This is a genomic window from Halalkalibacter kiskunsagensis (assembly GCF_037027555.1).
Classification (GTDB): Bacteria; Bacillota; Bacilli; order Bacillales; family Bacillaceae_D; genus Halalkalibacter; species Halalkalibacter kiskunsagensis.
Genome location: NZ_JAXBLX010000015.1, coordinates 12,256 through 38,442 on the forward strand (window position 1 = coordinate 12,256; position 26,187 = coordinate 38,442).

Annotated in this window: 23 protein-coding genes; 18 read left to right on the forward strand and 5 right to left on the reverse strand. The window is 37.1% G+C overall.

The window, feature by feature from the left end:
- The first annotated feature begins 88 nt into the window (after nt 1-88).
- Together SLH51_RS10395 and SLH51_RS10400 are read left to right on the forward strand one after the other, a co-directional pair.
- A complete protein-coding gene (locus SLH51_RS10395) occupies nt 89-1,162 on the forward strand; it encodes a Gfo/Idh/MocA family protein (RefSeq protein ID WP_335961198.1) in 1,074 nt (357 codons plus the stop codon).
- A 57-nt stretch (nt 1,163-1,219) separates the two neighbouring features.
- Nucleotides 1,220-2,074 (forward strand): sugar phosphate isomerase/epimerase family protein, encoded by an 855-nt coding sequence (locus tag SLH51_RS10400; RefSeq protein WP_335961199.1) that lies wholly within the window; start codon nt 1,220-1,222, stop codon nt 2,072-2,074.
- Between the two features lie 51 nt (nt 2,075-2,125).
- Here the strand turns inward: SLH51_RS10400 and SLH51_RS10405 are convergent, their stop codons facing one another.
- Nucleotides 2,126-2,944 carry a helix-turn-helix transcriptional regulator gene (locus SLH51_RS10405; protein WP_335961200.1) on the reverse strand — a complete coding sequence of 273 codons (819 nt, stop codon included), beginning with the start codon at nt 2,942-2,944 and terminating at the stop codon, nt 2,126-2,128.
- 193 nt (nt 2,945-3,137) lie between these two features.
- Here SLH51_RS10405 and SLH51_RS10410 point away from each other — a divergent pair, with 193 nt between their 5' ends.
- The 12 genes from SLH51_RS10410 (at nt 3,138) to SLH51_RS10465 (ending at nt 18,534) form a co-directional block, all read left to right on the forward strand.
- A complete protein-coding gene (locus SLH51_RS10410) occupies nt 3,138-4,331 on the forward strand; it encodes a Gfo/Idh/MocA family protein (RefSeq protein WP_335961201.1) in 1,194 nt (397 codons plus the stop codon).
- Nucleotides 4,303-5,469: a dihydrodipicolinate synthase family protein gene (locus SLH51_RS10415; protein ID WP_335961294.1), complete on the forward strand. Its 1,167-nt coding sequence runs from the start codon at nt 4,303-4,305 to the stop codon at nt 5,467-5,469. The genes SLH51_RS10410 and SLH51_RS10415 overlap by 29 nt, the downstream gene beginning before the upstream one ends.
- A gap of 57 nt (nt 5,470-5,526) precedes the next feature.
- Nucleotides 5,527-6,348: a sugar phosphate isomerase/epimerase family protein gene (locus tag SLH51_RS10420; RefSeq protein ID WP_335961202.1), complete on the forward strand. Its 822-nt coding sequence runs from the start codon at nt 5,527-5,529 to the stop codon at nt 6,346-6,348.
- A 30-nt stretch (nt 6,349-6,378) separates the two neighbouring features.
- Complete coding sequence (locus SLH51_RS10425; protein WP_335961203.1) at nt 6,379-7,629, forward strand: Gfo/Idh/MocA family protein; 1,251 nt, start codon at nt 6,379-6,381, stop codon at nt 7,627-7,629.
- 364 nt (nt 7,630-7,993) lie between these two features.
- Nucleotides 7,994-9,331, forward strand: a complete 1,338-nt coding sequence (locus SLH51_RS10430) for an ABC transporter substrate-binding protein (protein ID WP_335961204.1) — start codon at nt 7,994-7,996, stop codon at nt 9,329-9,331.
- Between the two features lie 181 nt (nt 9,332-9,512).
- On the forward strand, nt 9,513-10,457 hold the full coding sequence (locus SLH51_RS10435) for a carbohydrate ABC transporter permease (protein WP_335961205.1): 945 nt from the start codon (nt 9,513-9,515) through the stop codon (nt 10,455-10,457).
- A complete protein-coding gene (locus SLH51_RS10440) occupies nt 10,457-11,302 on the forward strand; it encodes a carbohydrate ABC transporter permease (protein WP_335961206.1) in 846 nt (281 codons plus the stop codon). The genes SLH51_RS10435 and SLH51_RS10440 overlap by 1 nt, the downstream gene beginning before the upstream one ends.
- Before the next feature lie 125 nt (nt 11,303-11,427).
- Complete coding sequence (locus tag SLH51_RS10445; RefSeq protein WP_335961207.1) at nt 11,428-12,093, forward strand: YesL family protein; 666 nt, start codon at nt 11,428-11,430, stop codon at nt 12,091-12,093.
- A gap of 67 nt (nt 12,094-12,160) precedes the next feature.
- Complete coding sequence (locus tag SLH51_RS10450) at nt 12,161-13,981, forward strand: sensor histidine kinase (protein WP_335961208.1); 1,821 nt, start codon at nt 12,161-12,163, stop codon at nt 13,979-13,981.
- Between the two features lie 55 nt (nt 13,982-14,036).
- Complete coding sequence (locus SLH51_RS10455; RefSeq protein ID WP_335961209.1) at nt 14,037-15,665, forward strand: response regulator transcription factor; 1,629 nt, start codon at nt 14,037-14,039, stop codon at nt 15,663-15,665.
- Nucleotides 15,666-15,772: 107 nt separating this feature from the next.
- Nucleotides 15,773-17,155 (forward strand): family 4 glycosyl hydrolase, encoded by a 1,383-nt coding sequence (locus SLH51_RS10460; protein WP_335961210.1) that lies wholly within the window; start codon nt 15,773-15,775, stop codon nt 17,153-17,155.
- Between the two features lie 170 nt (nt 17,156-17,325).
- Nucleotides 17,326-18,534, forward strand: a complete 1,209-nt coding sequence (locus SLH51_RS10465) for an MFS transporter (RefSeq protein ID WP_335961211.1) — start codon at nt 17,326-17,328, stop codon at nt 18,532-18,534.
- A gap of 48 nt (nt 18,535-18,582) precedes the next feature.
- Here the strand turns inward: SLH51_RS10465 and SLH51_RS10470 are convergent, their stop codons facing one another.
- On the reverse strand, nt 18,583-18,921 hold the full coding sequence (locus tag SLH51_RS10470; protein ID WP_335961212.1) for a winged helix-turn-helix transcriptional regulator: 339 nt from the start codon (nt 18,919-18,921) through the stop codon (nt 18,583-18,585).
- Between the two features lie 170 nt (nt 18,922-19,091).
- Between SLH51_RS10470 and SLH51_RS10475 the strand changes: the two genes are divergently transcribed.
- Both SLH51_RS10475 and SLH51_RS10480 read left to right on the forward strand, forming a co-directional pair.
- The gene (locus tag SLH51_RS10475; RefSeq protein ID WP_335961213.1) at nt 19,092-20,036 is read left to right on the forward strand and encodes an aldo/keto reductase family protein; all 945 of its coding nucleotides are present in this window, start codon (nt 19,092-19,094) and stop codon (nt 20,034-20,036) included.
- Between the two features lie 242 nt (nt 20,037-20,278).
- Nucleotides 20,279-20,809, forward strand: coding sequence for a hypothetical protein (locus SLH51_RS10480; RefSeq protein WP_335961214.1), 531 nt, complete (start codon nt 20,279-20,281; stop codon nt 20,807-20,809).
- Between the two features lie 63 nt (nt 20,810-20,872).
- On the opposite strand, the gene SLH51_RS10485 is transcribed toward SLH51_RS10480, so the two are convergent.
- Genes SLH51_RS10485 through SLH51_RS10495 form a run of 3 tightly spaced genes read right to left on the reverse strand, consistent with a single transcriptional unit; the run spans nt 20,873 to nt 23,179 of the window.
- A complete protein-coding gene (locus SLH51_RS10485; protein ID WP_335961295.1) occupies nt 20,873-21,718 on the reverse strand; it encodes an NAD-dependent epimerase/dehydratase family protein in 846 nt (281 codons plus the stop codon).
- Between the two features lie 36 nt (nt 21,719-21,754).
- A complete protein-coding gene (gene mgrA / locus SLH51_RS10490; protein ID WP_335961215.1) occupies nt 21,755-22,750 on the reverse strand; it encodes an L-glyceraldehyde 3-phosphate reductase in 996 nt (331 codons plus the stop codon).
- Nucleotides 22,751-22,771: 21 nt separating this feature from the next.
- Nucleotides 22,772-23,179 (reverse strand): VOC family protein, encoded by a 408-nt coding sequence (locus SLH51_RS10495; protein ID WP_335961216.1) that lies wholly within the window; start codon nt 23,177-23,179, stop codon nt 22,772-22,774.
- A gap of 506 nt (nt 23,180-23,685) precedes the next feature.
- Here SLH51_RS10495 and SLH51_RS10500 point away from each other — a divergent pair.
- Nucleotides 23,686-24,861 carry a M20 peptidase aminoacylase family protein gene (locus SLH51_RS10500; protein ID WP_335961217.1) on the forward strand — a complete coding sequence of 392 codons (1,176 nt, stop codon included), beginning with the start codon at nt 23,686-23,688 and terminating at the stop codon, nt 24,859-24,861.
- Nucleotides 24,862-25,387: 526 nt separating this feature from the next.
- Nucleotides 25,388-26,179 (forward strand): SDR family oxidoreductase, encoded by a 792-nt coding sequence (locus tag SLH51_RS10505; RefSeq protein WP_335961218.1) that lies wholly within the window; start codon nt 25,388-25,390, stop codon nt 26,177-26,179.
- The last annotated feature ends 8 nt before the right edge of the window (nt 26,180-26,187 follow it).

Genomic DNA, 26,187 nt, shown 5'->3' on the forward strand with positions numbered 1-26,187 from the left:
AAGAGAAAACGACAAAATATAATCGAATAAAAAGAATGATTTCCTCTTTTAGAACAAATTCGAAGTAATGGAAGAAAGGACGATTTTTATGAGCCGTCAAGATGGTATGAATTACGCACCTAAAGGAAAGCCGAATAAAGTTGTAACAGAAGATGAATTTTCATTTGCAGCTATAGCTTTGGATCATGGACATATTTATGGTATGTGTAATGGGTTAGTTGAAGCTGGAGCGAAATTAAAATGGGTATATGACCCGGATCCGAGCAAAGTCGATGCCTTTGTGAAGCAATTTCCAAATGTTTTAGTCGCCACGTCAGAAGAGCAAGTACTGACAGATGATGAAGTTCGTCTAATCGCTGGGGCTGCAATCCCATCAAAACGTTGCGAGTTAGGACTTAGGGCAATGGATCACGGAAAAGACTACTTTACGGATAAAACACCATTTACTACGTTAGAACAGCTTGAAAAGGCACGTAAAAAGACGAAAGAAACTGGCAAAAAATACATGGTTTATTATAGCGAACGTCTTCATGTGGAAAGTGCTGTATTTGCTGGACAGTTAATAGAAGCCGGAGCCATTGGGCGGGTCATTCAGGTAACTGGTTTTGGTCCGCACCGTTTATCGGCGCAAAATCGTCCAAAGTGGTTTTTTGAGAAAGAGTTCTATGGAGGGATTCTTTGTGATATTGGAAGCCATCAAATTGAGCAGTTTTTGTATTATGCCGGGTGTAAGGATGGTAAAGTACTGCATAGTAAGGTAGCAAATTATAATGCGAAAGATTATCCAGAACTTGAGGATTACGGCGATGCAACATTAGTCGGTGATAATGGAGCAACGAATTATTTTCGAGTTGATTGGCATACTCCCGACGGATTGAGTACATGGGGAGATGGCAGAACCTTTATTCTAGGCACAGATGGATATATTGAAATTAGAAAATATGTTGATGTTGCAAGAGAAAAACAAGGAGACCAACTTTATCTTGTGAATGAAGATGGAGAACAACACTTTTCTCTTAGTGGCAAAGTCGGCTATCCATTCTTTGGGGATTTAATTCTTGATTGTATAAACCGAACGGAAAACGCGATGACTCAGGAGCATGCTTTTAAAGCAGCGGAACTCTGTTTGGTAGCTCAGCAACAGGCTGTGATAATTGAATAAGCTTTAAGGATGAAAGAGAATTATTACTAGTTAAGTTAAAAGGAAAGAAGTGATAAAATGAAATTTTCAGTTTTTACGGTAATGGTACCAGAGCTAACTCCTGAGGAATTACTTGTTTCATTAAAGGAGTTCGGGTATGACGGTGTTGAGTGGAGATGTAAAGAGACTCCAGAACAATTAAAACAACAAGAACCAAGCTTTTGGGGGAATAATTTGTGTACGATCTCACCATCTAGCCGAAAATCGCAATTGGAACAAGTTCGGTCCAAAACAAAGGAGCTTCAACTTGAAACAATAAGTGTAAATCCATATTTATCATGCGAGGATCTAGCAGAAACAGAAAAAGTCTTGAAGGTTGCACAAGAGCTTGGGGCAACAATGATGCGCGTAGGAGTACCAACGTATGATCGAAGTGAAAATTATAATCATTTATTTAAGCGAGCAAGGCGTTACTTACATGAAGTAGAGGAAATGTGCCAGCAATATCAAATAAAAGGTTTGGTAGAAACTCACCATAAGACGATTACTCCAAGTGCATCACTTGCACATCGGCTAGTAGATCAATTAAACCCTGAATATATTGGGGTGTTATATGATCCGGGAAATATGGTTTTTGAAGGTTATGAGAACCATAGAATGGGATTAGAGTTATTAGGACCATATTTGGCTCATGTTCATATGAAGAATGCTAAATGGGAAACGAATGGGCAACGAGAAGACAGCAGCGTAATATGGGATGCTTCTTGGGTAGCCGTTGAAAAGGGAGTAGTAGATTGGAAGCAAGTAGTTAAGGATTTACAAGCTGTTGGCTATGAAGGCTATATTGGCATGGAAGATTTTAGTGGCACATTTGGTGCAATAGAATCTTTGAAGCAGAACATTGAATATATTAAGCAATTAGTGATCAGGTAACTTTTATAAAAGAGTAAAACAGACTGTTTAGGATATACCGTGCAGTCTGTTTTAGTTTGTAGAAATATGTAATTGTCGATATTGATTGGGAGACACATTCACGATTTTTTTAAACGTACGGTAAAAGGTTGACAGTGTTTCATAACCAACTTCAAAGCAAATTGTGACAATTTCTTTATCTGATTCTTCGAGTAGTTTTTTCGCATGCTTTATTCTAACTTCAGTTAAATACTGCATAGGTGTAAGTTGATATTGGTCCTTAAAGATTGAATTAAGATAACGGGTACTAATTCCCATTCGAGAAGAAATACTCTCAACTGTAAGAGGCTCAAAATACAACGTTTCGATAAATTGCTTGACTCGTTCGGCACGTATGCTATTTGTATCTGTGTGCTGTGGAGTTTCTTGAGATCGTCCGATCATTAGGAGAAGCTGCAACAAATATATTTTCATAGCTGAGCCTTGTATCGTCGAGTGATTCGATTGTTCAAAAAGCATTTTCCGTAGCAATTGCCTTAACTCACTACTGACAATTGGATTTGGAATAAGAAAAAAAGACTTTTTGAAAAATCCATGTATTAATTCATTCTGAATAGCTGAGTCATGAACATTTTCATCAAAAGCAAGGACGAGCATCGTTAAACTTGAGTCAGAAATGATCGAATGCTTTGAATAAGGAGCAAGAACAACTGTATGATCTTGTAAAACGTCGTGAGACTTTCCATCAACGATTATCTGACCTTGTCCCTCAAGGACATAGAGAATTTGGTGAACAGGGTGATGATGTTCGTGAATCACATCGTTTTCTTTATGTTTATTTTCAAAAAGGAAAATACCGTAACTAGGTAATTGAATTGGACGAAATGTCACGATCCTGGCCAACCCTTCTCTCAAAATTTTGAGTGAGTATCGTTTTCATATAAATCATATCGTTTCTAATGCATCATTTCAATATATAGTTCCGAAATTGAGAATACATTTCCTAGATTCATAAGACAGTCGAAGCAGTATTCATTAAAATGTGGGTATGAATAGAATTCACTTAGGAGAGGGGCAATAAAAAATGACAGTACATCAAGTAGGGATTATTATGAATGGAGTTACAGGTCGAATGGGAACGAATCAACATCTTATTCGTTCGATTATCGCAATCAGGGAACAAGGGGGCGTTACTCTTCCGAATGAAGATGTGATTATGCCTGATCCGATATTAATTGGACGTAATGAAAATAAACTACAAAAACTTGCTGAGCAACATGGTCTTACTAAATGGAGTACCGACCTTGACACGTGTTTGGAAGACTCTCATTATCAAATCTACTTTGATTCACAAACAACAGATCGAAGAGCAGAGAGTATTAAAAAGGCTATTTCTGCGGGCAAACATATTTATTGCGAAAAACCGACAGCTACTGATTTAGAGGGATCGCTAGAGTTAGCTCACTTGGCTCGTCAAGCGGGAGTGAAAAACGGGGTTGTCCAAGATAAGTTATTTCTTCCAGGTTTGCTTAAATTAAAACGCGTGATCGATTCAGGTTTCTTTGGAGAAATCCTGTCTGTACGAATGGAATTTGGTTATTGGGTATTTGAAGGAGATTGGCAGCCAGGCCAGCGTCCATCTTGGAATTATCGAAAAGAAGATAGTGGTGGAATGATTGTTGATATGTTTGCCCATTGGCGTTATGTCTTGGATAACCTTTTTGGAAATGTGAAGTCTGTTTCTTGCTTAGGAACGACCCATATTCCAGAGCGTGTAGATGAAGAGGGGAACACGTATACATGCACGGCAGATGATGCAGCATACGCAACATTCGAATTAGAAAATGGTATCGTTGTCCAATGTAATTCTTCATGGGCTGTACGAGTGAATAGAGAAGACTTGCTTACGATTCAAGTAGATGGCACAAACGGTAGTGCGGTTGCTGGGTTACGAGATTGTAAGACACAACATCGTATTAACACGCCTAAACCAACATGGAATCCTGATATTGAAAATCCGTTTAACTTTAAAGAACAGTGGGAGGAAGTGCCTGCTAATCAAGTTTTCGATAACGCTTTCAAAGTTCAGTGGGAAGATTTTCTAAAGCATGTGGTAAATGATGATCCATTTCCATGGGACTTACTAGAAGGAGCTAAAGGAACTCAACTATCTGATTTGGGTATGCAATCTTGGAGAGAACGTAGGTGGATTGATGTTCCAGAACTAAATATGGTAGGAGGTAAGCATGATGGATCGCATCGTAAAGTTACCACGTGAAGATGGTTCACTATATAAATATAAATTCCAAGATGTAAATCCAATTGAAGTTCCGACTGGTCCGTTTCAGAATCGAATCGCTTTTGCAGCAGCTCATGTCGTTTGCGATCCATTGACCACTGTCGATCCTCTTCAAAATGCTACAATCGATTGGGAAAGTACACTTGCCTATAGACGGCATTTATGGTCACTTGGTTTTTCAGTAGCAGAAGCAATGGACACAGCACAAAGAGGGATGGGCCTTAGCTTTCGTCAAGCTAAGGAGTTAATAAAGCGGTCGGTAAGTGAGGCCAAAGCTGTCGGTGGTGGCATAGCATGTGGTGCAGGAACAGATCATCAAATACCTAGTCCAGATGTAACATTAGCTGATGTTGAGGCAGCTTACGCGGAACAATGTGAATTTGTTGAAGCCCAAGGCGGGCAAATTATTTTGATGGCAAGCAGAGCTTTGGCTGCATGCGCAAAAGGTCCAGAAGATTACCAAAGGGTGTATGGGAAAATTCTAAGCCAAGTGTCACAGCCAGTAATTTTACATTGGCTAGGTGATATGTTTGACCCTGCTTTAGAAGGTTATTGGGGACATAAAGATGTAGATGCTGCAATGGATGTATGTCTTGGAATTATTAACGAATATGCTGATAAAGTAGATGGAATTAAAATCTCTCTATTAGATGCCGATAAGGAAGTGAAAATGCGTCGTTTGCTTCCAAAAAGGGTACGGATGTACACTGGAGATGATTTTAACTACCCTACGTTAATTCGTGGAGATGAACATGGTTATAGTAATGCATTGCTTGGAATTTTTGATGCAATTGCTCCAGCAGCAGCAGCTGCACTTCATGCGCTAGATTCAGGAAACATGAACCAATATGACGTACTTTTAGAAAAAACGGTTCCGCTATCAAGACATATTTTTCAAAGGCCAACGTATGCCTACAAAACAGGAATTGTCTTTATGGCATACTTAAATGGGCATCAAAATCATTTTCGAATGATTGCTGGCGCTGAAGGGGCAAGGTCGATTGTTCATTTATCAGATCTTTTTGTGATGGCAAACGAGGCAGGATTGCTCGTAAATCCTGATTTGGCTGTTAAGCGGATGAAATTAACGTTGGAATTAGCGGGGATAAGTTCGTAATCTAGAAACACTAATTAGTAGAAAATAAGAGTGAAAGTAGAGTAGGAGGATTGTCGAATGTCGCAGTTAACTTCCATTGAACGCCTTAGCCTAAATCAAATTACAACAAACCAGTGGAGCTTGCAAGAAGCAGTAGAGGGATGTGTAAGAGCGGAACTTCCATGGATCGCTCTTTGGCGGCACAAAATTGCTGAAATTGGCCTTAAAGAAAGCAAGCGAATCATTCAAAATTCTGGGATTCAAATCTCAAGTATTTGTCGTGGAGGTATGTTTCCACAATCAACACCAAAGTTGCGTCAAGAAGCGCTTGATGATAATAAACGTGCTGTTGATGAAGCTGCAGAACTCGGGGCAGAAGTTCTAGTTCTTGTGTGTGGTCCTGCTGCTGGGAAAGATATTGCAGAAGGCCGAAAAATGGTAGAAGAAGGAATCCAGCATCTTGTTCCATATGCAGAGGAAAGAGGTGTGAAGCTGGGAATCGAACCACTCCATCCTATGTATGCGGCTGAACGTTCAGTTATTGTTTCTTTGGGTGAAGCGGTAACGTTAGCACAAAAGTTTCAGCCAAACCAAGTAGGTGTCGTTGTAGATGTGTTTCATGTATGGTGGGATCACGACTTGTATAATCAAATTGAGCGAGCAAAAGGGCGCATTTTAGGATTTCATGTTTCAGATTGGATTGTTCCAACTCCTGATATGCTAATGGGAAGAGGAATGATGGGGGATGGAGTAATCGAGTTAAGGAGAATTAGAGAAGCGGTTGAAAAAACAGGCTATAAAGGACCAATCGAAGTGGAAATATTTAATCAAGAGATTTGGGATACACCAGGTGATGAAGTTTTAGCATTGATGAAAGAACGTTATTTGGAGCATGTTTAACTTGAGCTTTAGGTAGTGAGGGGTGAATCGATGGTTGATGTTGTACTAGTAGGGATTCAAGGGTATGCTGCAAGACATTTAGATGCATTTCTAGAAAGAGCTGAACAAGGAAAAGTGCGTATTGTTGGTGTGGTAAATCCTTTTCCTCCTGAGGGGGAAACTTTGAGGGCGTTGCAACGCTTCGATGTCCCATATTTTACAACTTTGGAGTCATTTTATCGTGTCGGCAAGGCAGATTTAGTTAATATTGCTTCACCAATTCAGTTTCATTGTGAGCAAACATGTTTGGCCCTCAGCAATGGAAGTCATGTTCTGTGTGAAAAGCCTATTGCAGCCACAACAGATGAAGTAGAAAAAATGATTGAATATAGGAATAAATACAATCTTGAAGTAGCCATAGGATACCAGTGGGCCTATTCTCACGCTATCCAAAATCTCAAAAAAGATATAGTAGACGGCAAGTTTGGAAAGCCAATTCGTCTAAAGTCGCTTGTGTTATGGCCACGAAATAAAGATTATTATGCCAGGAGTTGGGCTGGGAAAGTAAAGGATCAATCTGGGAGATGGGTACTTGACAGCGTCGCAGCCAATGCAACAACACATTTTTTACAAAATATGTTTTATATAGTTGGGGAATCGATGAACGTAAGCTCCCTCCCAAAGACCGTTATTGCCGAAACGTACCGAGCAAATGAAATTGAAAATTATGATACGTCAGCAATTCGAGCTTTTACTGATCATGGCGTGGAAATTCTTTTTCTTGCATCACACACCATTCCTTTATCTGAAGCGTATGGTCCCGTTTTTGAATATGAATTTGAAGACGCAGTCGTAAGGTTTTCTGGTCATCAAAATTGGTTCAAAAAAGAAGGAGAGAAAGCGACGATTCAGGCTATTCACCGAGATGGAAGCATGATCGATTATGGATCACCATTTGATCATGAATTTGATAAAATAGATAGCATACTAGAAACAATACAGGATAGAATGAACAATATTCCATGCAACTTAGAAGTAGCAAGTGCCCAAACGTTATGTATTAGTGGGGTCCAACAATCATCTTCCATTGTAACGATTCCTAAAGCGGAAATAAGATACGACCGAGCGGAACGACTTTTCTGGGTACATAACATAAGTGAAGTGTTAAAGCAATGCTATGAGGATTGGAAATTGCCTCATGAATTAGGTATAAACTGGGCAAAGTGTGGCGAGGAAATCAACATGACAAAGAATTCTTTATATCAAATGTTGTGTTCGGAAGAGTCTCCTAAGCTAAGGTGAAAAACAAAAACATCGCATTTGCGGTGTTTTTGTTTTTTTTTTTTGAAACTATAGTATTTAAATATACTTTCTCTATTTATTTAATAAAAACGATAAGAAACATATAATTTTCAGATACACAATAAAACATCCCTTTTGTCAAAAAAACACAGAATAAAGATATAGGAAATTGGTGGTTATTGTCGTTATAAGTCGATTAAAACGCTTTCCTTTGGCAAAAAAGTATGAATATAAAATAAATTGTTGTTTTTCTAAAGTTATTTAACATTTTTCTACTATTCAATAAGAAAGTAAGCTAGTAAACTGTATGTAAGCGATTACAAAGTAGTGATTGCTAGATAGGAATAATAGGGGGATGAGGTAAATGATTAAAAGTGGAAAAAGAGTTTTTTTGTTCTTGGTAATGTTTGTTTTACTTGCATTAACCGCTTGTTCGTCTGGTACTAGCGGAGGACCTAACGCAGTAAATGATCCAGATCCTGACAGCAATACAGAAGTTGAACTTGAAGAAGGACAAATTGAACTTCGGGTTGCATGGTGGGGATCACAAACACGGCATGATCGTACATTAGAGGCAATTGAGTTATTTGAAGAACAAAATCCTAATATAGTCGTTACTCCTGAATTTACAGGGTGGGATGGTTACTGGGAAAGACTAGCCACTCAAGCTGCTGGCCAAAATCTTCCTGATGTGTTTCAAATGGACTTACAATATTTAAATGAGTATGTGTCACGTGGATTATTAGAAGACTTAGGACCACTTGTTGAGTCTGGTCATTTAAATCTTGACGACGTTGATGAACTTTATCTAACTGGTGGAAGAATTGACGATGATTTATATGCTATTAATTTGGGGGCTAATTCACTAGCAATCGCTTATGATCCAGCGATGTTTGAAGAAGCAGGAGTTCCTGTCCTTGAACCTGGTTATTCTTGGGATGATTATTTAAGTACTTCTCGCGCGCTTAAGGAGAAATTAGGAGATGATGTCTATGTCCAGTCACTTTCTGATTTACATGGATTCAAGCACTATTTAAGACAGCATGATTTATGGCTTTATAACGAAGATAATACAGGTTTAGGTTATGATGATGATCAATATTTTATCGATTACTTTTCAATGTGGAATGACCTTTTAAGAGAAGAAGTATCTGCGGGTCCTGATATTACAAGCGAAATTCAAGGGCTCGAAGATGAATTAATCGTTCACGGACGTTCTCCAGTGTTAATGTTCCATAGCAATCAAATTGTTGGGTTGCAAAGAGCTGCTGATCGTCCACTTGAAATGGCTCTTTTCCCATCAATGCCTGGAAAAACGGATGCCCATTTCTTAAAACCGAGTCAGTTTTTCTCTATTACGTCACAGTCACAACAACAAGAAGCTGCAGCGGAATTTATTGACTTTATAACAAATAGTTTAGAAGCGAATGATATTTTAGCAGCTGAACGTGGTGTGCCAATTTCAGAAGCAGTACGTGAACACTTGTACCCTCAATTGAGTGAGTATGAACAAATGCAGTTTGACTATATTGAATTAGTACAAGAAAATTCTTCTGAGATTCATGCACCAGAACCAGCAGGATTGAGTGAAATAAATGGACTCTTTGATCGAAAGTTGGAAGAGTTAGAATATGGTGTCATTACTGTTGAAGAATTTGCACAAGAGTTTAGAGAAGGGGTAGAACAAATTTTAGGTAACTAAACAAAGATCGAGATGTATTGTAGTGGGTGACTCATTCAAATGCAACTAGATTTCTGGTAAATCTTAACCCATTGTTTAGAACACAAGGAATTGAGCGAGTGTAAAAGCGCCTAAAAATTGTGATCGGGTAAGCAAATTTGATTAGAGTCACCCTAATTTTAGTAGGAGGTGTAAGATAAGAATGTCAATTAGGACTGAGGTAAAAACTTCTACTCCCATTCAATCAGACTTTCAAAAGAAAAAGAACTTAAGACGTAATCTAGTCGCTTATTCTTTTATTTCCCCGTGGCTACTTGGCTTTATAGGCTTTGTGCTTGGTCCTATGCTGGCTTCATTGTATTTGTCTTTTACGAATTATGATATGTTATCAAGTCCAGACTGGATAGGTCTTCAAAATTACATCCATATGTTTACAAATGATTCTCGTTTTTGGACATCTATGAAGGTAACGTTAATATTTGTTTTCGTTTCTGTACCATTAAAATTGATTTTTGCGCTGTTTGTGGCGATGTTATTTAACACTGGGCACCGTGGCTCAGGTATCTATACAACGATCTATTACATACCTTCCATCATTGGTGGCAGTGTCGCTGTTGCAGTTATGTGGCGCCAATTTTTCGGTTCACAAGGTGCAGTAAATGATGTGTTAGCATTCCTAGGTGTATCTACAAAAAACTGGATTGCAAGTCCAGACCATGCTTTATGGGTTATTATTCTATTGGTCGTCTGGCAATTTGGCTCACCAATGATTATCTTTTTAGCTGGATTAAGACAAATTCCAAACGATTTATATGAGGCTGCTTCAGTTGATGGAGCCAGTATGTTGTCGAAATTCTTTAAAATTACACTCCCTATGCTGACGCCAGTTATCTTCTTTAATTTAGTAATGCAAACAATCGGTGGATTTTTAACGTTTACGCAAGCATTTTTAATTACGAGTGGTGGTCCACTTGATCGAACTCTGTTTTTTGCTCTTTATCTTTATGAAAGAGCATTTCAAAATTTTCAAATGGGCTATGCTTCGGCTATGGCTTGGGTGTTGCTCATCGTAATCGCTATTTTTACAGCGATCATCTTTAAAACTTCTAAATCCTGGGTCTATTATGAGTCTGGGGGTGACAAGTAATGATGAATAAACATACGAAAGTAAATAGCATACTATATCATACATTTGTTTTATTATTTGGATTTGTAATGATTTATCCGATTTTATGGATGATTGCTAGTTCACTTAAGCCTGAATCGGAAATTTTTCAAAACGCAGCATCTTTAATTCCTTCTATTCTACAATGGGAAAACTATATTCGAGGATGGGAAGGTTTCGGGAGAGTTGATTTTAGTGTTTTCTTTACTAATTCCGTGATCGTATCAGGATTGGTTGTCATTGGTTCATTATTCTCAGCTTCACTAGTAGCTTTTGGGTTTGCCAGACTAGATTTCAAATTCAAGAAGATATTATTTGCTTGTTTGTTGGCAACCGTTATGTTACCTATGCAGGTGACCCTTATTCCACAATATATAATGTTTCATTATTTAGGATGGGTTAATACGTTTTATCCTTTAATTGTTCCAGCGTTTATCGGGGGGGTACCATTTTTTATTTTCTTAATGATTCAATTTATACGTGGGATACCAAAAGAATTAGATGAAGCAGCTGTCATCGACGGGTGCAGTACGTATGGAATCTTTTGGAGAATTATTTTACCTTTGACCAAGCCAGCGCTTGTTACTGTAGCGATTTTCTCATTTATGTGGAGTTGGGATGACTTTTTCTCTGCATTAATCTATTTGAATAGGCCTGAGCTCTATACAGTCGCACTAGCATTAGCGAACTTTCTAGATTCAAGTGATGCAACTGCATGGGGACCATTACTAGCTATGTCATCCTTATCATTGTTACCTCAATTTATTTTATTTTTATTCTTCCAAAAATATTTAGTACAAGGAATTGCGACGACTGGGTTGAAATAATAAATAAGGGAAAAAGTAGAGAGGTTGTTTTTGGGCCTCTCTGCTGAAGTTTAGTTCACTTTTTTTAGTGAGGGGCTTTCACAAATGAACTTTAGTAGAGTTACAATGAGGAAGGTGGTGGAATTATGTTTATTCGTAGCACTGTAGATGGATTATTCAGTGTGTTTGAGTGGATAATGCGTCTGGTATTTATAAATATGCTATGGGTTGTTTTCACATTAGTAGGATTAGGGATTTTCGGATGGGCTCCAGCAACCGCAGCTACATTTACAGTGATCCGCAAGATGCTTTTGTCTAGAGGAGAAGATGTGCCGATAGTCAGGACGTTTATTCAGACGTACCGAAAAGAATTTATGCATGCAAATACTTTAGGACTCCTTATTTTATTTAGTATTATTATTCTTTATCTAAGCGGGGCTTCAATGATGTTAATGGGTAGCTCCATATTCCCTAAAATTATTCTAATAGGTGTCGCTTTTCTAACTTGTGTTATTTTGGTTTTTATTTTTCCGGTATTTTGTCATTATCAGTTGTCAATTAGAAACTATATTCGTTACTCTTTAACGATCGGGGTAGCCAATTTGCATTATTTTGTATTGGCTATGTTCAGTCTTTTTATTATTTCTTTTGTTTATAGTTCACTTCCAGTTGTAATGGTTTTTTATTGTATGAGCTTTCCTGCTTTTATCATCATGTATATAAGTTTAAAAATGTTTAATAAAATTGCAAAAGTTAAAGATAGTGAAACAAATTATAGGCATGAGTTTCAAACCAATATTTCGACGCCATAAATCTTTTAGAAGAGGTTCTTATTCTTTTATTTGGAACTCTACCTGAAAGGGAATTGGGGAAGCAGTCATGAGTGTTTTCAAACGATATAGAATTAGAAACATATTTTTTTGTAGCTTTTTTGTCTTTATGATTCTTGTTTTCTTAGTGGTTATTTTGACCTCTTACCATTTTTCAGTTAGAGAGATTTTATCAACTACAACGGAATATCAAAAAGAGAATCTCATGTTAGTAAGCGAGGAGCTTAGCAATAAATTAAGTAATTATAATGAGATTTCAGTTGGTATCTCTCGTCAAGAAGTATTTAGAAAGGCTATAACTGGAAGTGACGACCCATTTATTCGAAGAAATCTTTTTTCTTCATTATCGAGGGACTTTTCAAACATGGTTTTTAGTTTTCCCGACTTTCACTCCTTTGAGGTTTATATGAATAATCCTCCTACTAATTTTTATCATTACCCTATTTTCTATTACTCCATGGAAAATATTAATTCAAAGAAGTGGGTGAACCATTTAGAGAATACAACAACGGCTTGGCTCGGTGAACGAAAGGTTGCAATGACCAATCAAAATGAAAGTGTTATTAGTTTGGGGAGGAATATCTACTCTCCAAGAGGAGACATAGAGGCTGTGTTGTTGCTTAATCTTCACTCTTCTGTCATAGAAGAGTGGCTAAATAGAGAGGTAAACAAATCGAATTTATTGCTTCTTGATGTCAATGCGTCCATTATTGCTAGTTCTAGTTCTTTGCCATTAACTGAAGAGCTTTTCTACCATGTGAAAGAAACTGTCTTTGATTTGCAGGGGCAAAGAGGCGGCATTAGGCAGCAAGATCTACGTGAAGGAGAACATATTGTTGTAGCTTCATCTATCCCTAGGTCTAACTGGACATTAGTTGAAATTACATCTTACGAGGAACTGACCAAAGCAAGTAAATTAATGGCTAGTATTCTAGCGATGATTGGGGTAGCTTCGATTGGTGTTGCATTAGTTGTTACTTGGTTCCTTACAAAGAAATTTACGGAACCAATCAATTATTTGACTAGAGTATTGTCTAAATTCCCACAAAAAAATGTATCAAATGAATTGCCTTTTGATTATAAAAACGAATTTGGACTGCTTTTTAATGGATATCGAGAGTTAATGAATCGTAGTGAGAGGCTCTATGAGTCATTAATAGAGCAGCACCAACGTCAGCGTGAAGCCGAGATGAAAGCATTGCAGGCAAATATTAATCCCCACTTCCTATACAATACACTTGACCAGCTAAATTGGAGTGCGATTGAACGTGGAGATGAAGAGATGAGCCGTATGTTAGAGTTGTTAGGAAAGATGCTTCGAATTGGATTATCAAAAGGGGAGAGTATTTTAACGATTGATGATGAGTTAAAGTATTTAGAGTATTACCTACAAATCCAGAGAATTCAGATGGAAGACCGGCTTACCTTCACAATTGATGTCCCACCCCATATACGTGAATGTTACATACCAAAGTTAACGTTTCAACCATTTGTTGAGAACGCTATCATACATGGGTTTCATGAGAGTAGACATGGCCATATTCATCTTACTGGTAAAGAATATGAAGAATCTTTTATTTTTATGATTAGCGATAATGGCCAAGGCATTCAACAGTCACTTAGCAATCCAGATAAAGAAAAAATAGAAACAGGAGGTTATGGGATATTTAATGTTAAGGAGAGGCTGGACGTCTATTATGGGAAACAGGCGAGCGTCAAAGTCTCGAACAGGCAAGAAGGAGGAGTCGTTGTGAGTATTCGTCTTCCAAAAGATTTGGAAAAAAATATCATGAAATTTCAAGGTCAAAAAAAGAGGAAATCATTTAATGTAAATGAGAACATTCGTAACCGAAAGTTAGATAATTTCTAAGCTGGTAAGTGCCTGACTAGATTTATTAATCTATAAAACTAATGAGGTGAGAGTGTTGTGGAGTGTTGTCATTATTGATGATGAAGAAAGAGTTCTTCGCGGGATGAAGAAAATTATTCCTTGGGAAGAGCTAGGCTGTGCGTGGGTAGGAGAAGCGAAAAATGGTCAGATTGGATTAGATGTAGTAAAAGAGAGAAATCCAGATATTATTATTACTGATATTTATATGCCAGTTATGAATGGACTTGAAATGATTGAAGCGCTTAGGGACGAAGGTTATAAAGGAAGAGTTATTATTTTAAGTGGATATAGTGATTTTGAGAATGCCCGTAAAGCTATGAGACTAAATATTAGCGATTATTTATCAAAACCAGCGTCCATTCAAACTATCAAAGTCGTATTAGAAAAGTTAATATGTGATTTGGAACAAGATCGAATGGAAAGGGTGCGATTTGCAGAGCTTAGAGAAAAAGTGAAAGTGTATGAACCGCTAATTGAAAAGGAGTGGATTAAATCAGTTGTAACTGGAACAGCCAGCTTATCTAGTATACCTGATACGATAAAATCTGTCACAAATGATTGGGAAGATAAAAATCATGTTATCTTGTCTATTACTTATAATGAAAATCTAGAGAGCTCAAAATTGTATCAATCGGATTGGTATCTATTTCGGTTTGCCACGAAAAATATAATCCAAGAGGCGGCAACTGCCTATTTTAAAGATTTTCATTATATTGAGCTTCATAGTCACCAGGCAGTTATAAGTATTCATTTTACATCAAAACATTATCAAGAAATCATGAAAGAATTAACGGAGCTTTGCCAAACAATTGAAAAGAGCATACGAACTTGTTTAGACGTTGAAGTTTCGGTAAACGTAGGCGGAATAAAAAAACAGTGGAATGAACTAGGCAACTCCCTGCGTGAAGCAATTTATGAACTGTCTACTAGCCCATCAAATAAGGATTCTACGACAATTGAGCATAATCCTGAATTTGGTTTAGTATCGCCGGAACAACAAGCACTCTGGTCAGAATCGATGGAGGCTATTCAACAATTATCGGAAGCTATTAGGTATGCTGATGAACAGGCTGCTTGTAAGGTGCTTGATGATTTTTTGAGTCATGTAAATGTCCCCTTTAATCAATCTACTTCTCTTCGAATTGGGATCGAGATGTGGACGATTATGACGTATTCTTTATACGATATTGGTATTCGAATTCATGACATGTTTCCGCGGCAGTTTGACCTATACAAGGAACTATCCGATAAACATTCTTGGGAAGAACTTGTGGACTTTTTGAAAGAAAAAGTAAAACAAATTTGTCAGCACCAACAATGGGATGAAAACTTGAAACATAACCAACTTGTGGAGCAAATGATTGATTATGTTCAAGAACGATTGCATGAAAATATCACCTTGCAAGACATAGCAAACGAGTTGTATATATCACGTAATTACTTAGGACAAATATTTAAGAAAGTAGTAGGAGAGTCTTTTAAAAACTACTTAACTAGAATTCGTATGGAAAAAGCAAAAAAAATGATACAGGAAGGTCATTTTTTAATTTATGAAGTATCAGAGAAAGTTGGATATGTAAACCGAGCTTATTTTACGACAGCATTTAAAAAGTATACTGGGTATACTCCGACTGAATTAATTAATAAAAAGTGTAATCAATAGTTAAATCTTTTCCAAACGTAGAATAGTCGTCGTATGGAGTTAATGCAGTAAACTGTGTTAGATGATTTTACAGTTGGAAAAATAATTACAATAATGGAGGGGAAAAAATGAATCATTCGAAAACTGAAATAAATAACATTCAAATTGCATATATTGGTGGAGGGTCACGTGGTTGGGCTTGGGGACTAATGAGTGACCTTGCATTAGAAAACAAACTATCTGGTACAGTTAAATTATATGATATTGATTATCGAGCAGCATCAAAAAATGCTGAAATAGGTAATCGCTTATCAAAGCGAGAAGATGTTTCTGGTAAGTGGAACTACGAGGCAGTTGAGACGATTGAAGATGCTCTTATTGGTTCAGACTTTGTTATTATTTCGATCCTTCCTGGTACGTTTACAGAAATGGAGTCCGATGTTCATTTGCCAGAAGAATATGGCATTTTTCAACCAGTAGGAGATACAGTTGGGCCTGGTGGGATGATCCGAGCACTTAGAACCATTCCTATTTACGCGGGTTTTGCCGAAAAAATCCGAGACTTTGCTCCTGATGCTTGGGTTATTAACTATACGAATCCCATGACTTTATGTACACGAACGCTTTATGAAGTGTTTCCGGAAATCAAGGCTATTGGCTGTTGTCATGAGGTGTTTGGAACACAAAAATTACTTGCTTCAATGTTAGAAGAAGTGAAATGGATTTCAAATGTAAATCGCCGCGACATTAAAGTAAATGTTCTTGGTATCAATCATTTTACTTGGATAGACCAAGCATCTTATCAAGGGATTGATCTATTCCCACTATACAGAGAATTTGTTGATAGAAACTATGAGGAAGGATTCGAAGGGTCTGAAAAAAATCATTGGATGAACAATCATTTTGCATCAGCGCAACGAGTCAAATTTGATTTGTTTCGTAAATTTGGGCTAATTGCAGCTGCTGGGGATCGCCATTTGGCGGAATTTATGCCGAATAACTGGTATTTGAAAGACTTACAAACGATTCAGAACTGGAAATTTAGTTTAACCGACGTTTCTTGGCGTATTCAGAACCAACAAAAATTAGCTGCACAAAGCGACCGGTTGGTTAATGGCAAGGAGTCATTTGAAATCAACCCAACTGGTGAAGAAGGAATTGATATGATTAAAGCATTACTTGGTTTGGAGGAATTGGTTACAAATGTTAATATGCCAAACCATGGTCAAATGGGGAATATACCAACTAATTCAGTTGTGGAAACGAATGCTATCTTTGGCCGGGACAGTATTAAACCAGTTCTAGCTGGGGAATTGCCTCCAGAAATTAACAACCTGGTAATGCGCCATGTATTAAATCAAGAAACGACACTTCAGGCGGCACTACAGCAGGATAATGAAATGGCATTCAGGGCTTTTGCCAATGACCCATTGGTAAACCTTCCGCCTCATCAAGCGAAAGAACTATTCAACAAAATGCTGGAAAATACAAAAGCCTATCTTCCAGTATAAGTATTTTAACTTATTGACTTGCCGACTTTAAAAACGTAAAATAGAACAATAATGAAAGCGTTTAAACAAGTTGCTTTTAAACAAAAAAGCATTCTAATCAGTATTTTAATTAAAACAAAAGAAAATCAAGTTTTCCATTTACCTATTAGTTCTTCTAATAGGTTTTTATTTTGATAGATTCATTTAGAATCAATAAGAGGAGAAATGTTATGGTACGACTATCTTTAGTTTTCTTTCTTTTGTTTGCAACTTTTTCCGTAATGGGAGCGTTAATGCCACTCTATTTAAAAGAGCTAGGGTTAAGTACAGAGCAAGTCGGTTTTCAATTAGCGATGGGAGCAGTAATTGCTGTTATTGGTCAGCCGTTTTTTGGTTATGTTAGTGATAAATTGCAATCAACAAAAAAAGTGTTAATAAGTGTTATGATTATCTCTTTATTCATCAGTTTTTTTTATTTTACTGCTAAATCTTTCGTGTCTCTACTCATTTTATTTATTGTTTTAAATTTTTTTAAAAGCTCAACTGGTCCATTAATGGAAAATATAACAATAACGTTTTCTCAAAAAAACAATAAAAATTATGGTTCGATACGCTTATGGGGGGACGTAGGAGTAGGTTCTGCTGCTGTCATATTAGGTGTGTTGATTGGCGTATTTGGAATAGAGTATTTAGGGGTTATGTATGCGCTCATTCTTGTTGCTGCTATTATAGTAAGTTTCTTTTTGCGTGATGGCAGACAAAAGTCAGCAACTCCTATTTCACTATATTCGGTATTGAAGCTTTTGAAAAATAAAGAATACTTGTGGTTTTTATTACTAAGTTTAATCCTTTTTACGACGCACCGAATGAATGATAGTTTATTGACTGTTTATTTATCAGACTTAGGTGCCAGTGAATCTCACGTAGGGTTAGCATGGATGATTGCTACGTTTGCATCTGCTCCAATGTTTATCGTAATGGGGAAGCTTTTAAAAAAATATAAAGAATTGACATTAGTATTGGTAGCTGCTATTTTTTATTGCATTCGCTGGTTCTTGTATGGTTTCTTTGATCATTCCATAGTATTAATTTACTTACAATTAATGAATGGTATTACGTTTCCACTATTTATTGTTGCAGCATTGTTTTTTGTAACTAGAATTGTCCCTAGTGAAATTGCTGCAACTGGACAAACGATTTTTATTGCAGTAATTGTCGGGATCGGTGGATTGATTGGGAGTGGCGGAGGAGGTTGGTATATGGGGAGATATGGAGCTCCTGCTACTTATCAATTGGGAACAATAATAACAATTATAGGTGCAATACTATGTGCGTTAACCCTTTATTACCAGTATCGTTTAGCAAGTAAGAGTCTAGAAAAAGTAAATGCTCAGTTGTAAGGAATCAAAAAGGGACACTCATAAAAAGTGTTCCTTACTACCTATTGCTTATGTCCATTTTGAACCCCATACTTTCATTTGCTTAATAATAGTGTGGAGGTCTTCTCCTTTTTCAGTTAATGAATATTCCACTTTAACAGGAACTGTTGGATAAACAGTCCTTATAAGAATTTCATTTTTCTCCATATGACGCAAAGAATCGGTCAAAGCTTTCGGACTAATTCCATTTACCGCTTTTTGCAATTCACCAAATCGTTTCGTTCCACAAAATAATTCTCTTAGAATTAGAAAAGACCACTTGGAACCAATAATATTTAAGGCTTTTTCAATCGAGCATTCAACGACAATCTCAGGATCTAGTTCTTTATCTAGCATTGTTTCTTCCATTTAATTCACCACCAATTCAGTTAATCTTTTATACCTTTTATTATACTATAATATTTATAGTAAATATATAAATAGTTATAATGTTTAAATAAATTTACTACTTTTACTTATAAATGGTATAAAGTACAATTTAACTAGGAAACACCTAAATTATGTTAGGAGGATGGATAATGAAATATCGGAACCTTGGTAGAACAGGATTGAAAGTGAGTGAAATAAGTTTAGGTAGTTGGTTAACTTACGGGAAGTCTGTTGAAGATAATGTTGCAGAGAAGACGATACATAAGGCATATGAGTTAGGAATTAACTTCTTCGACTCGGCAAATGTTTATGAACAGGGGCAAGGCGAACGAGTGATGGCCCAAGCGCTTAAGGAATATCCTCGCGAGTCATATGTGATAACAACAAAAGCATTTTGGCCAATGGGGGAAGGACCCAATGATCGCGGTTTATCAAGAAAACATGTCATAGAGCAGGTACACGCAAGCTTGAACAGAATGAATTTAGATTACGTTGATATTTTTTACTGTCATCGCTATGATCCAGAAACTCCTGTTTTTGAAACGTTACGAGTGATTGATGATTTAATCCGCCAAGGGAAAATATTATATGCAGGTGTGAGTGAGTGGACTGCTGCTCAAATAGAAGAAGCGGTCGGTGTTGCTGATAAATACTTATTAGATCGAATCGTCGTGAATCAACCGATCTATAATATGTTTAATCGTTATATTGAAAAAGAAGTAATCCCAGTAAGTGAAAAATACGGGATTGGACAAGTCGTATTTTCTCCGTTAGCTCAAGGAGTGTTAACGGGTAAATATAAACTAGGTCAAGTGCCAGACAAGAGTCGGGCTGCAAATGATTCAATTAATACCCATATCAAAGGAATGTTAAATGAGGACGTTTTACTAAAAGTTGAAAAGTTAGAAAGTGTCGCCAAAGAGATGGACATTACCTTACCAGAGCTTGCTTTAGCGTGGATTTTGAGGCAACCTAATGTTGCAAGTGCATTGATTGGAGCGAGTAAACCAAGCCAAGTAGAGGAAAATGTAAAGGCAATTGATGTAGTTCTATCAGATGAAATAAAAGAGAAAATCAATTCCATTTTAGCTTAAAAATAAACGGTCGTAACAGGTTAACCAGATTTAGGTTAGCCTGTTTGATTAGTAGCCTTTCAATATGTGAAGTAAATCTCGGTTTTAATAACTTTGTTGGTCATTTTATGAATAGAAATCGATACAAATGGTATGAATGTTCGAATCTATGTTATAGTTTTACATGTATGGGCTTACATTTCTATTACTAGTTTAACAGGAAGAATAAAGTTACAATACTGAATGAAAAAGGAGTAGATATCATGTCAACCATATCTTTGCTCACTCGGACTCTTGAAGAAAGAAATCCTTTGCCACCACTTTGTCCAAAGGAAGCTTGGGACGAAGAGATCACGAAAGAAATTGAAGAATTGAATGCTCAACAATTAACTGGGAAAGAAAATCCATCACAGATTGCAATGGAAGCTGTTAAATCAGGACTCTTGTTATGGAATGATGAGTTAGATTTATCTCATACGATCTCACAAGGTATTTCTAATGAGCTAGGAAGTTACTGGCATGGGATTATGCATCGACGTGAAGGAGATTTTAGTAATGCGAAGTATTGGTTTAGAAACGTGGGCAATCACGCAATTTATCCTTCTTTGTATGAAAAAGCAAGTGTTATGTCAGAAGAAGTGAAGTCATGGGGAAAATGGGATCCTAGTCGTTATATTGATCTTGTCGAAGAGGTAGTTACGAATGGATTAGAGTCAACAAGAGAAGCTGAAACTCTTCGACAAATACAGGCGGTAGAATTTGCATTACTTGTAAATTATAGTAAAGAAGTTTAAGTAGAAAAAGGATAGGTAAAACAGGGGCGTGCTCTCTTGTTTTACCTATCCTTATTTATTATTTTACAAGTTTACATATTCACGCCAGACATGAACGGGATTCCATGCGAGTAATTGTTTTGCTTTTTCACTATTTAACAGCGTTTCATATCCTTCAAGAGAGCCTCTAATTTCTACATTTGGATAACGTTTTGCCATCAAATCACGACTTTTAACATTCATACTCGTTTCATTTGCAGCAAGATTAAGGGCAACGGCACCTAATCCTTCTACTTCAATTGCTTTTACACATGCTGTTGCAGCATCTCTAGTATCAATATAACTCCAAAGTATGCGATCTCTTTGGGTAGGGTCATTGATAAAAGATGGGAACCGTTCATACATTTCTGGTGAAATCACATTGCCTAATCTGAATGATACTACTTGCATTCCAGTTCTTCGGTTCATCATTTCAGCTGTTTGCTCATTAACAATTTTTGATAATCCGTAGCTATCCTGCGGCAATTGTGGGTGTTCTTCATCCATAGGCACGTATTGTGGCTCAAGTGGATGTTTCGCAAAACAAATACCGTAAGACGATTCACTTGAAGCAAGTACGACCTTTTTAATACCAAGACCAGCAGAAGCTTCTAAAATATTATATGTACTCATCACATTGTTTTCAAATGTAACTTCATTTGAATGTGTGTAAGCCTGTGGAATAGCAGCTAAGTGAACTACTGCATATGCGCCTTCTAACGCTCCGTAAACTTCACCTAAATTTTTCAAATCAGTAATGACGGTTCTACAAAATGGTTCTTCTGGTTTCTTGATATCACAATTAATAACTTCGTATCCTTGATCAACAAACTCTTTTACCACCCAACGACCAAGTAAACCGCTTCCTCCTGTTACAACAATCTTCTTCATCATCTAACACTCCTAATCTAATTTTATAATTTATAATTACCCCTTGAGAATTTCTTCAATTTTGTCTAGTTCTTGAGTAGTGAAATCAAGATTATCTAAAGCTTTCACATTTTCCTCTATCTGACTAACTCTACTTGCTCCAATTAAGGCAGATGTAATTCTACCTTCGCGCAGTACCCATGCTAAAGCCAGTTGAGCAAGACTTTGGCCACGCTCTCTTGCAATGCTTCCTAACTGTTGAACTTTTGTAATCACATCTTCTGTTACTTGGTCTTTAGATAGGAAACTATTTGATTTTGCTGCACGCGAATCTGTTGGGACACCGTTAACATATTTGTTCGTTAGCAAACCTTGCTGAAGTGGACAGAAAGCAATTGAACCAACTCTATTTTCCTGCAATACATTTTGTAACCCGTCTTCTTCGATCCAGCGATTTAGCATTGAGTAGCTTGGTTGATGGATGAGCAATGGGGTTCCTAAATCGTCTAAAATCTTAATCGCTTCTGCTGTTTGTTCAGCACTATAGCTTGAAATACCTACGTATAACGCTTTCCCTTGACGCACAATTTGGTCAAGAGCTCCCATTGTTTCTTCTAGAGGTGTATTGGGATCAGGACGATGAGAATAGAAAATATCAACATACTCTAAACCCATTCTTTTCAAACTTTGGTCAAGACTAGAAACTAAGTATTTTTTTGAACCCCATTCACCATATGGACCGTCCCACATGTGGTAGCCAGCTTTGGTCGAGATAACTAGTTCATCACGGTAAGGGGAAAAGTCTGTCTTTAACAGAGAGCCGAACATTTCTTCAGCTGAACCTGGTGGTGGTCCATAATTGTTTGCAAGGTCAAAGTGGGTGATTCCTAAATCGAATGCTCTGCGAAGCATGGCACGCCCGTTTTCAAATGGATCCACTCCTCCGAAATTATGCCATAAGCCGAGTGAAAGAGCTGGGAGTAGGAGGCCTGAATTTCCGCATCGATTAAATTTCATATTGTTGTAGCGTTCTTGGCTTGCTAAGTACGTCATAAGTGAAAACTCCTTTTTCTATCAGCAATTTAAATGTGGGGAAGAAGGTTCAAGTTGCATAAACTCAATTCTATTTCCATCAGGATCTCTTATCCAACATTGATAATTATGATCTTTTCCTCTCTTTGGTTCGATATCTAACGTAAGTCCTTGTGCGTTTAGATGGTTGGCTATCTCATGAATATTGTGAACTTCAAGACATAAATGGTTAAAGCCAATAGGATGTTCTACTTTCTGAGGACTATTTAGGCCACCGTAAAATAGCTCGATAAATTGCCCAGGTGCGACTTTAATATATTCAATCCAAGGTTTATCTTCGTCATCCCTAATGTCGAAAGCCCTTTCAAAACCTAAAACAGTACAGTAGAAATGTAATGATTTCTCCATATCTTGCACTGTTAAAGCTATATGTCCTAGTCCTTTTATCATGAATGTATCCTCCTTTAGTACATTAGTAAACTTACTACTACTAGTGTATAGAATTCATTACGTTTTTTACAGTAGTGAAATGATTTAAACGTAATTACAGGAAGTTAACTAGCTATCTATTTTATAGTTACTATGTTCTTATCGGTGAAGAATAAGTGATTGTATTAGCGAGTACTAAGTACAAAATAAAAGTAGAATTGACGCAATGGGAATGTTTTATTGTGAAGTAGAGAAAAAAGCCCTTTTTATGAAGAAATTTGAATACATCTTGCTCAGTAATAGAATTTGAAGGGCACTAAGAATATACTATATTAGGGATAGACAGTCTTAATAAAAGCGAGTCTGTGTGATTGACGTAGGGAAATATAAATAAAGCTGAGATGTGAAATTGGTGGAAAAAGAATGAGTCTTGTTAAAGTAGAAATGGACAAGAAACCTCGTTTGTTAGTATAGAGAGTAGGATAGTTATCACAAGGATAAAAAAAAGAGCAAAAGGGGTGAGAACCATGAATTATTTTGAATGGATAAAAAAACATCAAATACAAATAGAAGAGACATTTCATTACCTTCACTCTATCGCTGAAGTAAGCTTTCAAGAAATAAAAACGACGAAGTTCATATGTGACGAGTTAAATAAAATGGACATCCCATATACGATATTTCCTGATCATACTGGTGTTGTAGCTACGTGGCGAGGAAATGAAGTTGGTCCCGTTGTGGGTATCAGAGCAGACTTAGACGCCTTATGGCAAAATGTTAATGGAACATGGAAAGCAAACCATTCATGTGGGCATGATGCCCATGCAACGATGGTACTCTATGCAATTTTCATGTTAAAAGAATTAGGATATATACCAAATGGAACATTAAAGATTATTTTTCAACCAGCGGAGGAAACAGGCAAAGGAGCAAGGGCTTTTATTGAAAAAGGTGTAATTGACGATGTGAATTATTTGCTAGGTATACATGTTAGGCCGGTTCAAGAGCTTACATTAAAGCAAGCGTCACCTGCAATTTATCACGGAGCGACTATGATATTACAAGGTAAAGTAAAAGGAGTTCAAGCTCATGCAGCTAGACCACATCTTGGGATAAATGTGTTAGATTCGATTGCTGCTATGATTCAAGCTGTTAATGCTGTGAAAATGGATCCTACAATTTCAAGTTCGGCGAAAGTAACTATGGTTCAAACGGGTGGGAAAAGTATGAATATTATACCCGATGAAGCGGTGTTTGGAATTGATTTACGTGCGCAAACAAATGATTCTATGGAATTGCTTGCAGAAAAAGTACGCCAAGCTGTTTTGTCAGCCATAGGCTTTAATGGTGCATCAGTTGAATTTGAAAAACCAGTGTCAATGGTTGCAGCAAAACCTGACAAGTGGATGGAGGCAGTAGTTCATGAAGCGATTGAAGAAGTGTTAGGAAGTGAAGGGACGTTGCCACCAATGCAAACACCTGGAGGCGAGGATTTTCATTATTACACTGAATACCGACCAAATCTAAAAGCAACAATGATTGGGTTAGGGGCTAATTTAACACCAGGCTTACACCATCCGAGAATGAGTTTTGATTTGGTAGCACTACAGGATGGGATTCAAATTATAGCGAACTCACTCGTGAAAATATTTGAGAAACATAAAAGTAACAACAACCATTCGTTTGTTGAACCCAATAGATAAAAAGAGCGCCTATAAATACTGACGCTCTCTCTAGAAAGGGGAAAGGGGGAAAAATAATTGTGATGCTCGTCTAGTGAAATGAAATATAGGCAGGCACCAAGGGTGACTTCGTATTTCATTCACCTGCAATTAGTGTATGTAAATAATGTTGATGTGGTTGGTAGAGTGCGGAACAATTCAAAAGAACAAACGAATGGCCCTAATCAATTGGGGAGATTTAAAATTGCCGAGGAAATTGCATTAGACCGGTACAGGATTTTGGAATAAATAACAAAAGGAAGCGAACGGTTTAGCAGTAGGTAGACCTTCAGCATTAGTCGGCGATTTAATGAAGCCACTAGTCAGTGGTGAATCCACAGTTTGTGACGATGAACTTTTTCAATAAGGTAAAAATCAATATCGCTCTTCTAAGAATCAAGATATATCTACATCTTGGTTCTTTTTTAGATGTGATGCTATAAGTGGGAATATCCCTTTATTTGGCGGGCAGAATGATAGTGATTATATTACTAAGGAGAATAAGACAATGGTAGAAAAACAACCTTTATATGGGAAAGTAGCAATTGTGACAGGAGGTTCGTCAGGGATAGGCAAAGCAAGTGCGATCGCTCTTGCCAAAAAAGGAGCCAAAATAGCACTTGTTGATTTGAAAGAAGAAAACGCTGATAAAGTAAAAAAAGAGATTAGTGAGTTTGGAGGTGAAGCAATCGTAACAGATACAGATGTTTCAGACACGAATAGAATGGAAGAAAGTTATCTGCAAGTGATCAAGCAATGGGGAAGGATTGATATCGTTTTTGCTAATGCAGGAATCAACGGTAAAGTTGAACCGATTGAAGATTTAACTACAGATGACTGGGATCAAACACTTGGGACAAATTTACGGAGCACCTTTCTATCGGTTAAGCACGCTATCCCGCATATGAAAGATAAGGGCGGGAGTATAATTATTACAAGCTCTATCAACGGAACGAGAACGTTCAAAAATTTTGGGATGGCAGCGTATAGTACTTCGAAAGCTGGACAAGTTGCCTTTGGGAAAATGGCAGCATTAGAATTAGCAAGATACCGTATTCGGGTCAATATCATTTGCCCAGGAGCAATAGATACAAATATTGGTGAGAATACCTTTCCGGATAAAGAAGAGTTAAAAAAGATACAAATCCCCATCAAATACCCTGATGGTTCACAACCATTGGAACATAAAGCAGGCAAACCAGAGCAAGTTGCTGATTTAGTTTGTTTTTTATCATCAGATTCATCAAGTCATATTACTGGAACTCAGATTTTTATTGATGGTGCAGAATCCTTGCTCTGAGTGGTTTA

Bases quoted from the DNA above. Each gene is read 5' to 3' on its own strand.
- SLH51_RS10395 (WP_335961198.1), top strand. From the start codon at position 89: ATGAGCCGTCAAGATGGTATGAATTACGCACCTAAAGGAAAGCCGAAT.
- SLH51_RS10400 (WP_335961199.1), top strand. From the start codon at position 1,220: ATGAAATTTTCAGTTTTTACGGTAATGGTACCAGAGCTAACTCCTGAG.
- SLH51_RS10410 (WP_335961201.1), top strand. From the start codon at position 3,138: ATGACAGTACATCAAGTAGGGATTATTATGAATGGAGTTACAGGTCGA.
- SLH51_RS10415 (WP_335961294.1), top strand. From the start codon at position 4,303: ATGGATCGCATCGTAAAGTTACCACGTGAAGATGGTTCACTATATAAA.
- SLH51_RS10420 (WP_335961202.1), top strand. From the start codon at position 5,527: ATGTCGCAGTTAACTTCCATTGAACGCCTTAGCCTAAATCAAATTACA.
- SLH51_RS10425 (WP_335961203.1), top strand. From the start codon at position 6,379: ATGGTTGATGTTGTACTAGTAGGGATTCAAGGGTATGCTGCAAGACAT.
- SLH51_RS10430 (WP_335961204.1), top strand. From the start codon at position 7,994: ATGATTAAAAGTGGAAAAAGAGTTTTTTTGTTCTTGGTAATGTTTGTT.
- SLH51_RS10435 (WP_335961205.1), top strand. From the start codon at position 9,513: ATGTCAATTAGGACTGAGGTAAAAACTTCTACTCCCATTCAATCAGAC.
- SLH51_RS10440 (WP_335961206.1), top strand. From the start codon at position 10,457: ATGATGAATAAACATACGAAAGTAAATAGCATACTATATCATACATTT.
- SLH51_RS10445 (WP_335961207.1), top strand. From the start codon at position 11,428: ATGTTTATTCGTAGCACTGTAGATGGATTATTCAGTGTGTTTGAGTGG.
- SLH51_RS10450 (WP_335961208.1), top strand. From the start codon at position 12,161: ATGAGTGTTTTCAAACGATATAGAATTAGAAACATATTTTTTTGTAGC.
- SLH51_RS10460 (WP_335961210.1), top strand. From the start codon at position 15,773: ATGAATCATTCGAAAACTGAAATAAATAACATTCAAATTGCATATATT.
- SLH51_RS10470 (WP_335961212.1), bottom strand. From the start codon at position 18,921: ATGGAAGAAACAATGCTAGATAAAGAACTAGATCCTGAGATTGTCGTT.
- SLH51_RS10475 (WP_335961213.1), top strand. From the start codon at position 19,092: ATGAAATATCGGAACCTTGGTAGAACAGGATTGAAAGTGAGTGAAATA.
- SLH51_RS10480 (WP_335961214.1), top strand. From the start codon at position 20,279: ATGTCAACCATATCTTTGCTCACTCGGACTCTTGAAGAAAGAAATCCT.
- SLH51_RS10485 (WP_335961295.1), bottom strand. From the start codon at position 21,718: ATGAAGAAGATTGTTGTAACAGGAGGAAGCGGTTTACTTGGTCGTTGG.
- mgrA (WP_335961215.1), bottom strand. From the start codon at position 22,750: ATGACGTACTTAGCAAGCCAAGAACGCTACAACAATATGAAATTTAAT.
- SLH51_RS10495 (WP_335961216.1), bottom strand. From the start codon at position 23,179: ATGATAAAAGGACTAGGACATATAGCTTTAACAGTGCAAGATATGGAG.
- SLH51_RS10500 (WP_335961217.1), top strand. From the start codon at position 23,686: ATGAATTATTTTGAATGGATAAAAAAACATCAAATACAAATAGAAGAG.
- SLH51_RS10505 (WP_335961218.1), top strand. From the start codon at position 25,388: ATGGTAGAAAAACAACCTTTATATGGGAAAGTAGCAATTGTGACAGGA.